Source organism: Streptococcus anginosus subsp. whileyi MAS624 (assembly GCF_000478925.1).
GTDB lineage: Bacteria > Bacillota > Bacilli > Lactobacillales > Streptococcaceae > Streptococcus > Streptococcus whileyi.
The window spans coordinates 1486645-1499543 of sequence record NZ_AP013072.1; the positions used below are offsets into that span (position 1 = coordinate 1486645).

Here is a 12899-nt window from a genome sequence, read left to right on the forward strand (position 1 = left end):
TTTTCTACTTTTCCTTGTCTAGTTCTTCAAACAGACGATACCATTGATTTAAAATTTTATCCTCTGAATAAGAATCGATAATATGTTCCCTTCCCTTCAGGGCAAGTCCTTCTAATAGATGAGGATTTTGCAAATAAAATTTCATTTTATCAGCTAACTCTTCAACAGAATTGTTTACTAGTAATTCTGGAGTAGCAGATTGAATCTCCTCAACACCTTGACTACAATTATAGGTTATTGCCGGAGTTCCAGCTATAATAGATTCTACAACAGACATTGGAAAAGCTTCAGATTTTGACGTTAATAGAGTAAAGTATGACTTTTTATAAACTTCTAAAACTTTACTTGTTCGCCCTTTCAGTTTAACAAACTCTTCTAGAGAAAGTGAATTGATTAAAGCTTCTAACTTTTGTCTCTCACTCCCCTCGCCGTAGATTTCCAAAGTGACATCAGGAAAACATTGTTGAATTTTAGAAAAAGCTAAAATAATATGATCAATTTGCTTAACTGGATCCAATCGTCCAACAAATGAAATGGTAGATTTATCAAAGATGTCTTCGATATTAGAAATGTTGATATAACGAGGCAACGGATTAGCAATTGCTTCCATTTTTTTAAAAGGTATATGATAGGCTTCACTAATTTTTTTAGAATAATCGCTTGATAGAAAAAGTATTTTATCTAATTTAGGATATTTGTGTTTAATAATATAAGGATAAATAGAGTAAAGACCCTTTGAGTCAAAAACAAAATCAGCTGAACTATGCATTTGGCCAATAAAAATAGCTTGATTCGAGTAAGATTTTATCACTTTTTCCATCAATAAATAAACACTTGGATTTGCAAGAATAACAATAGGATCTTTAGCCCTATCTAAGACTTGAATCAAATTCTTTTCTAATTTTTTATTAATAAATTTTTCCTGGAAAAAGATCCAAGGTTTTTGAAAGAAGATGTCTTGAGAATATAACAATACTTCTTCATAATTTTTTGATGTTTTCTGATAACTTTCACCTGCTTGAACACCACAACCAAATACAGTTACTCTATTTCCGTCAGTTGCAAAACTTTCAGCCAGTTGATCTACAACTCTTTGTACACCTCCAAGTCCTCCAAGATGGTGCGTTACAAAAATAATATCTCTATTCATTTTTCATTCTCTTTCTATGTATAGCAAATAGATACATTAACCCGTTCCCAATAACATAAGTAAACATCACAATAAAAAAACTAATTGTTGCACCAAGCATACCTTTTTGATAAATAAATGGCTCTGTGACCAATTTTGTGATAATTAACAAAATGATATATAAACCTACCAGTAGATGTTGTTTCCGAATAATGGTTAGAATATTTTCAAAAACAATGGCTAAGGCATATAAAACTCCTGCAAAGATTAGAATTGCAAAAGGAAGGGTATATTGTGATAATGCCACTCCAAATACCAAACTAAGAATTGGGGTGCCTACGAAGTAAGCTACCACCGTAATGACTATCCCACCTATAAATAAATAGAACAAGAGCTTTTTTACAATTAGAGAAAATTCAGCATACTTCTCTTGATTCCACAAAATAGCCATTTGGGTTATTAGGGGTCTAACCATTAAAATGATGAGACTCATAAAAAAAACAGGCATAAAAAGAATGTTAAAATCACGTTGCATGCCAGTCTGCAAAACTCCTTGATTTAGGCCTTTTTCAATAATAATCTTAGGCTCGTTTAAAATATATAATAAAATAAATCCATTCACAAATAATGGCCAACAAGCCAAAAAAATATCTTTTATATCTTTTTTGTAATTGCTAGAGAAGAGTTCTTTCCATTGAATCGTTTCAAAATATTTAAGAAAACTGGTTTCATAAAAAATGATAACTAAGCCATTCCAAATGACTAAAGAAAATAAACCTACAATCACAGACTTCGAAAGCAAAATACTAAGAAACAGGACAACTACACTAGTGGAATAACGGTAAAACATTGTTTTCCCAGCTATATCCATACGTTCTCTTTGTTGAAATAAGCCTTGAAATAAATCAGATACCGCATCCCACATACGATACAAAATCATTAAAAATGTCAGTAAAATCGTTTCAAAAGAATAACGGCCTTCTCCGACAATATATAAATAGGGATACAATGTGACCAACATCGCTAAAATTGTTATCAACCTAGTTTGAAAATATCCTATGAAAGAATGCTTTTGATTCACATCCGTTCCTTGATAATTTCTGACTTGGAAAAGTCCGATAACAATCCAAAGAGTCCCAATGGAATTCGCCAAGCTAAATTGGTCTGCTACTTTGGCAGAAGTTAATCTTGTTACAATCAGTAGATAAAGGACAGAAACTCCTGAAGCTGCTAAATTCCCCAGTAAATTCCAAAAATAAATCTCTTTAGCAGAAGGATTAGTTTTTATTTTCATCTTTCTCCCTCAGTGCGATTGTTTGAACTAAATTTTTAAATTTCGTATCTAATTTAGATAATCTAAGAGTAAGTTGGAATTGATTGATGAGCAATAAGAAAATGACAAATAAAAAGATAAAATTGACTGCTGATACAATTCCTAATGCACTTGCGATAGCTTCTGCTAGACCTGGGAAAATGCTAAATACTAATAGAATTAAAGAGAAAAACACCCAAAATATAGCGTCGTTGATTTGAACTTGTGATTTTCGAATGCTACGTAAAATAAAGGCACAAGTCATAATAGAGACAAAAATCAATACAATTTGAAACCAAATAGTCATTTAATGTCTACCCTCTCTTTCTGAAATTCTGAATAATCAAGATAGATACAAACATATGCGTCATATATTGAATAGAGCGAGAAAGTGTCAGATAACTCTCACCAGCTTGTCTCTCTTCCATTCGCACTTGGGCTTCTGCTACTTTCACACCATGACGAATTAGATATGAGACGGTATCTGGCTCAGGTCCATAATTGATATTAAGAGCAAATTCTTTGATAAGTCCTTCAGAAAACATCCGCATACCAGAGGTTGGATCGTTGATTGTCTTTCCTGTGGTTAATTTAATGGCTGCACTAATGAGAATATTCCCCATCATCCGCAAAGACGTTTCGCGCTTTTCCGTCACAAAACGAGATCCAATAACCATTTCATAGCCTTCGTTCATTTTTGCTTCTAAAACTGAGATATACTCAGACAAATGTTGACCATCTGCGTCAAACTGCACTGCCTTTTTATAGCCTTGCTCATAAGCATATCTAAGTCCTGTTTGAAATGCGCCTGCCAATCCTAAATTGACCGGCAAATCCACAATATTATAACTGTTTGCATGGCAAATGGCTGATGTTCTATCTTTTGAACCGTCATTGATAATCACATAATCATACTGTGAATAATTCCTGATGATATTGTTGACAACATTCTCAATAGAGCCTTCTTCATTGTAGGCAGGTATAATAATCAATAAATCCGAAGATTTCACTTAATCTCATTCTCCTTCAAAATCATATAACTACATTATACTATATCCACGCGCCATTTTCTACTATTTCCATAAAAGAATCAAGAAATTTACTATAAAGACAAACCAAAATCACTCGTCATGCAAACGAGTGATTTTGTGCTAATGTCAAGAAAAGCTCCGCATAATTTCCTAAAAAGAGTTCCTCTGCACTATAAATTATCTGAGATTTGACAGGCAGAAAACCATTCTGAGATAAGTTTTCTTCCAATTCATCAAGATGAAAGCCATGATGATTTACGTCTGTTTTAACAAAATCTGCAATAAAAAGCTGTCCGTCCTCTACAAGATGATTTCTAAACATTGCTAGAGTCTTCTCAACATTTGGCATATGATGAAGAACACGACTAACCACGATGATGTCAAATAATTGATTTAATGGGTTTGTCAACAAATCCTGTTGCAACAAATAAACATTATCAATGGCTTGCTTTTCCACTTTTAGGCGAGCTTGATCAAGCATTTTATCTGAAATATCAACAAGCGTGACTGACTTGGATTGAGCTGCCAATGGCAGGCTCACCAATCCTGTACCACCGCCAAAATCTAAAATTCGCTTGTCAGAAAAATCTACAATTTGTTTTTCCACTTCCTGGCGAATGAGATCAGCAATAAATATATTTTTTGGAGAATCGAATGATTCTGCCTTATGATTAAAATGATGTTCCATATTTTTAGTTTAACAGAAAGTAAGTCATTCTTCCAGAAAAATGCTTAACTGGTTTTCTAATTTCTTAGTAAATTCATTTTGAAATTACTATCAGCTTATCATTCATACAAGCTTCCTAAAAAAATAGCAAGCTCTTTCCCAAATCTCAAAGCAATAGGTTGAGCAATCAACTACTATGCGTCAGGCTTATTTCTATTAAAAAGCGAGGTTGAGAAACTATTATCCCGACCTCGCTTACTAGTTGAAATATCCTTTTATTTAGTCATCAAACCCATTTGGATGTTTGCTTTGCCAATGCCAAGCGTCTTGGCACATACGCGTAATATCAAATTGTGCTTCCCAACCTAATTCCTCTTTTGCTTTTGTAGAGTCGGCATAACAAATGACAATATCGCCAGGACGACGGTCAACAATTTTATAAGGAATTGGCTTACCTACTGCTTTTTCCATATTCTGAATGATTTCTAATACAGAATATCCTTTACCAGTTCCAAGATTGTAGATATTCATTCCTGCATCTCCTTCAAGTTTTGAAAGAGCTGCGACATGTCCTTTTGCTAAATCCACCACGTGAATATAATCACGCACACCGGTACCGTCAACTGTTGGATAGTCATTGCCAAACACTTGCACTTCTTTTAATTTTCCAACAGCAACCTGCGTCACATATGGCAAGAGATTATTTGGAATGCCATTTGGATTTTCACCCAAATCACCACTTTCATGAGCACCAATTGGATTAAAATACCGAAGCAAGACAACATTCCAGCTTGCATCAGCTTTGTAAATATCTGTCAGCATTTCTTCAATCATCAGTTTTGTACGTCCGTAAGGATTGGTGACTGACAGAGGAAAATCTTCTAAAATTGGAACAGTATGAGGATCTCCATAGACAGTTGCAGAAGAGCTGAAAATGATATTTTTACAATTGACTTCTTCCATAACACGCAATAATGTCAAGGTGCCTGTAATGTTATTTTCGTAATAAGTCAACGGAATTTGTGTTGATTCACCAACTGCTTTCAACGCCGCAAAATGAATCACACCCGTTGGTTGTTCTGCTTTAAAGATTTCAAGTAAGGCTTTCTTATCACGAATGTCCACTTGATAAAAAGGAATTTTTTGACCAACAATTCGTTCTACAACTTCTACACTTTTTTTGCTGCTATTCACTAAATTATCAACAATAACAACTTCGTGTCCAGCATTGACTAACTCAATAACGGTATGCGTTCCGATAAATCCGGCTCCACCTGTTACTAAAATTTTATGTTTCATGATTCTCCTTTTAAGACAAAACTTCAATAGTTACTTTTTATTTTAATACTTTTTGAGTCTTGGCATAGTTGGCTTCGACAGCTTCCTTTTCAGCTTTCCACCAATCTTGGTGGTCTATGTACCACTTGATTGTTTCTTTCAATCCAGCCTCAAAGTTGGTAAATTCTGGTTTCCAGCCTAGTTCATTACGCAACTTGCTAGCGTCAATAGCATAGCGCAGGTCGTGACCCGCACGGTCTGTTACATGGTCGTAAGCGTCAGCTGGTTGTCCCATTTCTTTAAGAATGAGTTCTAGCACTTCTTTGTTGTTCTTCTCACCGTCTGCACCAATTAGGTAGGTTTCACCGATTTTCCCTTTTGTGAGAATGGTCCAAACCCCTGATGAATGGTCATTGGTATGAATCCAGTCACGAACATTCTTTCCTTCACCATAAAGTTTTGGACGAATGCCTGAAAGGATATTGGTAATCTGACGCGGAATGAATTTTTCGATGTGTTGATATGGTCCGTAGTTGTTTGAACAGTTAGAGATGGTGGCCTTAACACCGAAAGAGCGCACCCAAGCCTTGACAATCAAATCAGAAGCTGCCTTAGTTGAAGAATAAGGCGAACTTGGATTGTATTTGGTTTCTGGGGTGAATTTTTCGCCTGGTCCTTCACCATGCCCCGGAAGATCTTCACGAAGAGGAAGGTCACCATAAACTTCGTCAGTAGATACATGGTGGAAACGAAGATCATATTTACGAGCCACTTCAAGAAGCGTATAAGTTCCGACAAAGTTTGTATCAATGAATGGACGTGGGTCATTAAGTGAATTGTCATTATGGCTTTCTGCCGCATAGTGAACAATAGCATCTGCATCCTTAGCCACTTGGTCAACAATCACTGCATCAGCAATATCTCCAACAACCAACTCCACGCGGTCGCCTAGAATTTCTTCAATGTTGGCACGGTTACCAGCATAAGTCAGTTTATCCAGAACAGTAATATGCACATCTGGAAAGTTATTGTACACATAATGGACAAAGTTAGAACCGATGAATCCTGCTCCACCTGTCACTACAATATTTTTATATTCAGTCATGAAAAGATTTTCTCCTATTTTTCTGAGGGTATTATAACATATCTTTGGTCAAAGGCTTAACATCCTTAAGCATTGGATGATTCTTATCTGCTTCAGAAACTTCTGCTTGGTCAAGATTTTCCCATTCAATCTCAAGAGCGGGGTCAGCATAGTTGACAAAGGCATACTTAGGTTTCAATTCTAATGCCCAGTAATCATTGACCAAATAGCTATAAGAAACTGTATCTGACAATACTTGGAAGCCATTTGCTACACCGCGAGGAACGAAAATTCCCTTGCTGGCATCAATGACCGTTTGGTAGGTATTTCCGAACGTTTCTCCTTCACGCAAATCAACCCAAGAACCGAGAACTTTTCCGCCATCTGCGACAGAAATGTACTTGTCCCAAGGTTCTGCATGGAGTCCACGAAGCACATTTTTGCGGGAAAAGCTGACATTGTTTTGAAGCTTACCTTCTGCAAAAAAGCTTTCCGGAAAACCAAGGGGCACCATTTTTTCTTTTTGAAAGTTTTCCTTGAACCAGCCACGATTGTCTCCATGAACTGGAATATCAAATTCCAGCATGTCAGGAATGGCTTCAATCTTACGAGCTGCTAATTTTTTTTCAAAAAATTGTTCAGACATGTTTTATTCTTCTCCAATCAAGCGCAATAAGTAATGACCGTATTCGTTCTTTTTAAGTGATTGTGCCAAATCATGCACTTGTTCTTTGGTAATATAACCCATACGGTAGGCAATTTCTTCTAAGTTTGCTACTTGTACATTTTGCATACGTTGGACGGTTTCAATATATTGAGCAGCTTCTAACAAGCTTTCGTGTGTACCAGTATCCAACCAAGCAAAACCACGTCCCATAAGCTCAACAGACAAATCGCCGCGGTCTAAGTAAGCCTTATTGACATCAGTGATTTCCAGCTCTCCACGTGGACTAGGCTTGATATTTTTAGCAATTTCTACTACGTCATTGTCATAGAAATAAAGTCCTGTAACTGCATAGTTAGAACGTGGCTGTTCTGGTTTTTCTTCGATAGAGATGGCATTCATATTTTCATCAAATTCAACCACACCGAAACGCTCTGGGTCTTTTACTTGATAACCAAAGACAGTCGCTCCGTTTTCCTTAGAAGCAGCTTTTTGCAGCATTTTACTAAGGCCTGGACCATGATAAATATTATCACCTAAAATCAAAGCCACATGGTCATCTCCGATAAAGTCAGCACCGATGATAAAGGCTTGGGCCAAACCATCTGGACTTGGTTGCTCAGCGTAAGAAAGTTTGATACCAAACTCCGAGCCATCGCCCAACAAATCCTCAAAGCGAGGGAGATCTGTTGGTGTTGAGATAATCAAGATGTCCTTGATACCAGCCAGCATGAGGGTTGATAGCGGATAATAAATCATGGGTTTGTCATAAACCGGCATGAGTTGTTTAGATGCAGCTCTAGTCAAAGGATATAAACGTGTACCAGAACCACCTGCAAGGATAATACCTTTCATAATGAATTTCCTCTCTTAAATGTATTCTCTTTATTTTACCATTTTTGAAAGCGGATGTCATCCTTCAAGAAAGAGAGTGCTTTCATTTAAAGTCTCTCATACTTAATGAAAATCCAAAACGAAACAAAAAATCTGCCAAGATAGAACTGTTGTTATCTGCGCAACTGATAAAATAGACGCCTAATTTTAAAAAAGTATCTGCTATCCCAAAGCCACATCCAATACCATCATCAGTACAAAGCCCACCATGAGACCTAAAGTCGCAACATATGTATTGCCATTTGTCTGAGAATCTGGTATCAGTTCCTCCACGACGACGAAAATCATGGCTCCTGCCGCAAAAGACAGGGAATAGGGTAGAATAGCCGTCATTGTCATAACCGCATAAGCACCAAGGACAGCTCCGATAGACTCAACAATAGCCGACATTGAACCCCAGTAAAAAGCTTTAAGACGCGATTCCCCGTCTGTCCGTACAGGAATGGACAGGGCTGCCCCTTCCGGCACATTTTGGAGACCGATTCCCAAAGCTAGACCTACAGCTCCGATAAAGACTTCTGGACTGGAATTGCTGGATAAGGCTCCGAAGGCCACTCCTACTGCCAAGCCTTCTGGAAAATTGTGTATGGTAATAGCCAGAAAAAGCAGAGCCGTTTTGGACAGTTTATTCCGGCTGTGCTCCGGCAGGCTTTCTGCCTCAGATACATCCTTCTTGCTAAGATGTAAATGGGGTACTACCGCATCAATAAAGCGCAAGAAGAAACCACCCAACAGAAAACCAAGGGCGGCTGGCATCCAAGACCACACTCCATAGTTACCTTTTGCATACTCAATTGAAGGCTGCAAGAGCGACCAAAATGAAGCTGCAATCATGACACCAGCTGCAAATCCCATCATAATATCCAGCAGCTTACGACTGACTGTTTTAAAGAAAAAGACAACCGCAGAGCCTACAATGGTACAGCCCCATGTAAAGAGTCCCGCCAAAAAAGCCTGCAGCACTACAGGCTGCTCCTGCAACCAGTTCATAACAACTTCATCTCCTCATTATCTTTCATCATACAATATCGTCTTGGTTTCTTTGATGCAATGGTTCTCTTCATCCCAATAGTGAATCCGCTCAAAGGAGCCTTTTCGCCAGTACAAAGGAATCCTGCCTCTGATGTCATCCTGCATGGGTAGTGAATCCAACTCATCAATTGACCACCATTTGGGCTGACCTTCCCGTGATTCCGTTAGTAGTTCCCCTTCAAAATCCTCGCAGAGAAAATCATAAAAGACATAACGCTCTGCTTTTGTTGGATTGGTAAAACCGGAAATGCCTTTAAGCTGTAAATTCAAAGCTATCAGTCCTGTTTCTTCTTTCAACTCACGAGCCGCTGCTTCAAAAAAAGATTCTGGAAACTCAACTTTCCCACCTGGCTGAATCCACCCTTTAAAATCATCATGCTGTCGATTGAGCAAAAGAACTTGATTCCCTTTTTTCACACAAACATTGACCCAATTTAAAATTTTTTCTGTCATCTATTTCTCTTTTTTAATATATCTTTCAATAGGATAATCCGTTGGATTTAAACTACCACTTTTTCCCTGAACCATCTGAGCTAAATGATATCCGATGAGTGACCCTGTCGTCAAACCAGAAGAACCTAAGCCACCGGCTGCAAGTACCTGCGGAAGATTTGGCACCTGACCAAAGAAAGGAGAAAAATCACTGGTATAGCCTCGAATTCCGACCCGCTCGCTCACCACTTTTGCCTGAGACAAGCTAGGAAAATAGTAAAGAGCTTCTTGTTCCATTTTATCCAGCAAACCTTGATCTACTCCTAGACCATAGCCCACTTCATTTTCGTGCGTAGCTCCCATACTGATTTTGCCATTTTGAAAAGGAATAATATCTAGCTCTCCTTCTGGCATGACAACTGGATAATCATCTGTCACCAGAGCAGTCTGATAATCTCGCAGCTGACCTTTTTGTGGACGAACATCCACCTGATAACCTAATGGTTTCAGAAGCTCAGGCAACCAAGCTCCTGTTGCCAATATAACTTGGTCAAAACAACAACTATCAACCCAGAAAGCCCCATCTCGAATGTCCAAACTTACTTTCTTTTGAATTACTTCTGCACCGTTAGCCGCAAGCAAAGCCTGAGTCAATAATGAGCCTTCCACGCGTGCTCCTCCAGAAGCATAGAGTAGCCGGTCAAAACCTTTAAGATCTGGAAAGTACTCTGCTGCTTCCGCCCGTGAAAGCAGCCGCAAGTCTCCAATGAGCGGTGACTCTTTTCGCCGTTGGTCTGCCAAGTCATAAAGTGCCTCCAAGCTCTCCTCTTTTTTCTTCAGCAAAAAGACGCCGGTCTGTTGGTAAAACTCCGTTGCAAAACCGTCCTTCTGTAAATCAGCCACCAAATCCAGATAAAAATCTGCTCCCAGTTGCGCCATACGATACCATATTTTATTGCGCCGCTTAGAAAACCACGGGCTGATAATACCAGCCGCTGCCTTGGTTGCCTGACCTATTCCATGGTCAAAAACTGTTACCTGATAAGCAGGATTTTTTGATAAATAATAGGCAGCAGTTGATCCGACAATCCCTGATCCAATAATCGCTACTTTTTTCATACAATTTCCTACTTAGATATGTTTAAAAGGATTTGTAGAAACCTGACTGGCTAAAAATTCAACTTCCCAACTCTCTTCTACTTTCCAATCTTGAAACTTTTCAACCAATTTTTCTACAAAGAGCACTTCTATATGGTGACCCGGATCCAAAGCTAGAAGCCCCTCGCTCAGCATATCCTGTGCTGTATGGTAGTAAATATCACCTGTAATATAAAGCTGAGCGCCCTGTGCTAAAGCCTCCTTGTAAAAGGACTGACCACTGCCACCACAGATCGCCACTTTCTCAATCATTTGCTCCAAATCCACATCCGAATAAGTCACCAAACGCAAACTATCCAGACCAAAAGTTTCCTTAACCTTGCCTGCAAAGTCTCCAAAAGTCTGAGGCACAATCTTGCCAATACGACCAATGCCGTGTCCAGGAGCCGTTTCGCTAAGATAATCCGTATCAGTGATTTCTAATAGATTACAGAACCAGTCATTGAGACCGTCATCAACAATATCAATATTGGTATGGCTGACATAGACTGCAATATCGTGCTTAATCAGATCGATGTAAATCTGATTCTGAGGTCGGTCTACCACTAAATCCTTAATAGGCCGAAAAATCGGTGCGTGCTTAACCAAAATCAAATCTACATCTTTTTCAATCGCCTCTGCAACTGTCTGCTCGCGAATATCCAAAGCTACCAGTACTCGCTTAACTTCCTTATTCAGAGTTCCAATTTGCAGTCCACAGACATCTCCCGTCATGGACAGCTCCTTAGGACAGTATGCTTCATAACGGTTAATAAATTCACTTGCCAGCATGCAATACCTCCTTGATTTGCTTGATTCTTTGGGACATAGCAGAGCGTTCCGTTAGATTTTTCTCGGGGATTTTAGCCAAAGCTTTTTCCAGCTTGTCTACTTCTCGCTGCCATTTATCTAGAAAAACAGCTGATTGTTCTCTCATTAGATAAGGTCCGAAGCGTTCTTGTTCAGCATTCAACACTTGATGCCCCTGTTCAGCTATCATTATCTCGTAAAATTTCCCATTTTCTTCCACAATAGCTTCTTCTGTAATTTGAAAATCATGACCACACAACCACCTGCGAAGTTCATCTTCCCGATTGTTAGGCTGAAGAATCAGACGCTTAACAGATGCCAATTTCGCACTGCCATTGTCTAAAATATCTGCTATCAATCCTCCTCCCATTCCTGCAATAACGATAACATCAATCTGATCTTCTACTGCAAAAGCTGCTAAACCATTTGCCAAACGAATAGAAATTTTATCGGACATCTGATTATCTGCTACATTTGTCACCGCAGACTGATAAGGTCCCTCAACAACTTCACCAGCAATGGCTGAGGAAATTTTACCCTGCTGAATTAGATAAATCGGTAGATAAGCGTGGTCACTTCCTACATCCAAGATTTTGGCATCCTGTGGTACAAAACTAGCCACTTTTCTCAAACGTTTTGAGATATTCTTTACTTGCATGATAACTCATTTCTAAAATAATCGTTTCACTTAGTATATCATTTTTAAGGAACTAAAAAAAGAGTCTATTCCAAGAGAATAAACTCCGATTTCTTAATCTCGCCACAAATCCATAGCCTTCAAAAAATCATCCGAGACAGTGATATTTTGTGGATTTGTCGCCTCACGCTCTTCTCGCTTCGCTTCTACCTGTGCTACTGTTGTAATGCCTTCACGGCGCCAATTCCGTAAAATAGCTTGAATGTATTTCCAGTTTGCCTTTCCATTAAAAACAGCTTCACGAAGAGCAGCAGTAACAAGTTCAGGACTGGTCTTGTCATCTTGAATCGTTTTTGTCAAATCCTCGATTTCAAATGGTGTCAAGAGACGACCTAATTCTTGCTGGAAAGTCTCGACCAAGTCTTTTAAAACATTTTGAGAAATAGCTTGCGCAACGCTTGAGTGATTCTCTACAATTTCATCCAATCGTTCAAGCGCTGGCATTGCATCAAAAACTGCCTCAATTTCACCATTGATGGCAATTGTTTTGTACTGCAACAATCCTTTTTCTGTCAGATTTGACATGGAGCGATTAACCTCTGCAACGGATTTCCCAATACTTTCCGCAATCTGAACAGGAGAAATCTCTTCTAGCGATGTTGTATTTTGCAAATAGAAAAATTGCCAGACCAAAAAGTCATCACTATTATCAAATATTTCATGAAAATGAAAAAAAAACTCAGTCGGCAATACTAAATTGCCCGTCTTATACGCTGATAAATAAGTCATAAC

15 protein-coding genes are annotated in these 12899 nt (G+C 38.5%); all 15 read right to left on the bottom strand.

What is annotated here, in order from left to right; genetic code table 11:
• Positions 1-4: 4 nt before the first annotated feature.
• Positions 5-1150: a glycosyltransferase gene (locus ANG_RS07550; protein WP_025271872.1), complete on the bottom strand. Its 1146-nt coding sequence runs from the start codon at positions 1148-1150 to the stop codon at positions 5-7.
• Positions 1143-2423, bottom strand: coding sequence for a lipopolysaccharide biosynthesis protein (locus tag ANG_RS07555; protein WP_003037519.1), 1281 nt, complete (start codon positions 2421-2423; stop codon positions 1143-1145). The genes ANG_RS07550 and ANG_RS07555 overlap by 8 nt, the downstream gene beginning before the upstream one ends.
• Positions 2407-2748: a DUF2304 domain-containing protein gene (locus ANG_RS07560; RefSeq protein WP_003037340.1), complete on the bottom strand. Its 342-nt coding sequence runs from the start codon at positions 2746-2748 to the stop codon at positions 2407-2409. The genes ANG_RS07555 and ANG_RS07560 overlap by 17 nt, the downstream gene beginning before the upstream one ends.
• 7 nt (positions 2749-2755) lie before the next feature.
• A complete protein-coding gene (locus tag ANG_RS07565) occupies positions 2756-3451 on the bottom strand; it encodes a glycosyltransferase family 2 protein (protein WP_003037460.1) in 696 nt (231 codons plus the stop codon).
• Positions 3452-3569: 118 nt separating this feature from the next.
• Positions 3570-4160, bottom strand: a complete 591-nt coding sequence (locus tag ANG_RS07570; protein ID WP_003037334.1) for a class I SAM-dependent methyltransferase — start codon at positions 4158-4160, stop codon at positions 3570-3572.
• A 258-nt stretch (positions 4161-4418) separates the two neighbouring features.
• Positions 4419-5438 carry a UDP-glucose 4-epimerase GalE gene (galE, locus tag ANG_RS07575; RefSeq protein WP_003037295.1) on the bottom strand — a complete coding sequence of 340 codons (1020 nt, stop codon included), beginning with the start codon at positions 5436-5438 and terminating at the stop codon, positions 4419-4421.
• Positions 5439-5475: 37 nt separating this feature from the next.
• Positions 5476-6522, bottom strand: coding sequence for a dTDP-glucose 4,6-dehydratase (gene rfbB, locus ANG_RS07580; protein WP_025271873.1), 1047 nt, complete (start codon positions 6520-6522; stop codon positions 5476-5478).
• Between the two features lie 31 nt (positions 6523-6553).
• Entirely contained in the window at positions 6554-7147 is a 594-nt protein-coding gene (locus ANG_RS07585; protein WP_025271874.1) for a dTDP-4-dehydrorhamnose 3,5-epimerase family protein, read from the bottom strand.
• A 3-nt stretch (positions 7148-7150) separates the two neighbouring features.
• Entirely contained in the window at positions 7151-8020 is an 870-nt protein-coding gene (gene rfbA, locus ANG_RS07590; protein ID WP_003027717.1) for a glucose-1-phosphate thymidylyltransferase RfbA, read from the bottom strand.
• A 201-nt stretch (positions 8021-8221) separates the two neighbouring features.
• Complete coding sequence (locus ANG_RS07595; RefSeq protein ID WP_020999534.1) at positions 8222-9049, bottom strand: ZIP family metal transporter; 828 nt, start codon at positions 9047-9049, stop codon at positions 8222-8224.
• 18 nt (positions 9050-9067) lie between these two features.
• Positions 9068-9544, bottom strand: coding sequence for an 8-oxo-dGTP diphosphatase (locus tag ANG_RS07600; protein ID WP_003037245.1), 477 nt, complete (start codon positions 9542-9544; stop codon positions 9068-9070).
• Positions 9545-10642 (bottom strand): NAD(P)/FAD-dependent oxidoreductase, encoded by a 1098-nt coding sequence (locus tag ANG_RS07605; protein WP_025271875.1) that lies wholly within the window; start codon positions 10640-10642, stop codon positions 9545-9547.
• Positions 10643-10654: 12 nt separating this feature from the next.
• A complete protein-coding gene (locus ANG_RS07610; RefSeq protein WP_003037504.1) occupies positions 10655-11452 on the bottom strand; it encodes a Nif3-like dinuclear metal center hexameric protein in 798 nt (265 codons plus the stop codon).
• Positions 11439-12128 carry a tRNA (adenine(22)-N(1))-methyltransferase gene (locus ANG_RS07615; RefSeq protein ID WP_003037437.1) on the bottom strand — a complete coding sequence of 230 codons (690 nt, stop codon included), beginning with the start codon at positions 12126-12128 and terminating at the stop codon, positions 11439-11441. Before ANG_RS07615 ends, ANG_RS07610 begins: the two co-directional genes overlap by 14 nt.
• A 93-nt stretch (positions 12129-12221) precedes the next feature.
• Complete coding sequence (locus ANG_RS07620; RefSeq protein ID WP_003037268.1) at positions 12222-12896, bottom strand: DnaD domain-containing protein; 675 nt, start codon at positions 12894-12896, stop codon at positions 12222-12224.
• Positions 12897-12899: the final 3 nt, after the last annotated feature.

What these genes read in the sequence shown, in the direction of transcription:
- ANG_RS07550 (WP_025271872.1), bottom strand. Translation starts at nt 1,150, where the DNA reads ATGAATAGAGATATTATTTTTGTAACGCACCATCTTGGAGGACTTGGA.
- ANG_RS07555 (WP_003037519.1), bottom strand. Translation starts at nt 2,423, where the DNA reads ATGAAAATAAAAACTAATCCTTCTGCTAAAGAGATTTATTTTTGGAAT.
- ANG_RS07560 (WP_003037340.1), bottom strand. Translation starts at nt 2,748, where the DNA reads ATGACTATTTGGTTTCAAATTGTATTGATTTTTGTCTCTATTATGACT.
- ANG_RS07570 (WP_003037334.1), bottom strand. Translation starts at nt 4,160, where the DNA reads ATGGAACATCATTTTAATCATAAGGCAGAATCATTCGATTCTCCAAAA.
- galE (WP_003037295.1), bottom strand. Translation starts at nt 5,438, where the DNA reads ATGAAACATAAAATTTTAGTAACAGGTGGAGCCGGATTTATCGGAACG.
- rfbB (WP_025271873.1), bottom strand. Translation starts at nt 6,522, where the DNA reads ATGACTGAATATAAAAATATTGTAGTGACAGGTGGAGCAGGATTCATC.
- ANG_RS07585 (WP_025271874.1), bottom strand. Translation starts at nt 7,147, where the DNA reads ATGTCTGAACAATTTTTTGAAAAAAAATTAGCAGCTCGTAAGATTGAA.
- rfbA (WP_003027717.1), bottom strand. Translation starts at nt 8,020, where the DNA reads ATGAAAGGTATTATCCTTGCAGGTGGTTCTGGTACACGTTTATATCCT.
- ANG_RS07595 (WP_020999534.1), bottom strand. Translation starts at nt 9,049, where the DNA reads ATGAACTGGTTGCAGGAGCAGCCTGTAGTGCTGCAGGCTTTTTTGGCG.
- ANG_RS07600 (WP_003037245.1), bottom strand. Translation starts at nt 9,544, where the DNA reads ATGACAGAAAAAATTTTAAATTGGGTCAATGTTTGTGTGAAAAAAGGG.
- ANG_RS07605 (WP_025271875.1), bottom strand. Translation starts at nt 10,642, where the DNA reads ATGAAAAAAGTAGCGATTATTGGATCAGGGATTGTCGGATCAACTGCT.
- ANG_RS07610 (WP_003037504.1), bottom strand. Translation starts at nt 11,452, where the DNA reads ATGCTGGCAAGTGAATTTATTAACCGTTATGAAGCATACTGTCCTAAG.
- ANG_RS07615 (WP_003037437.1), bottom strand. Translation starts at nt 12,128, where the DNA reads ATGCAAGTAAAGAATATCTCAAAACGTTTGAGAAAAGTGGCTAGTTTT.
- ANG_RS07620 (WP_003037268.1), bottom strand. Translation starts at nt 12,896, where the DNA reads ATGACTTATTTATCAGCGTATAAGACGGGCAATTTAGTATTGCCGACT.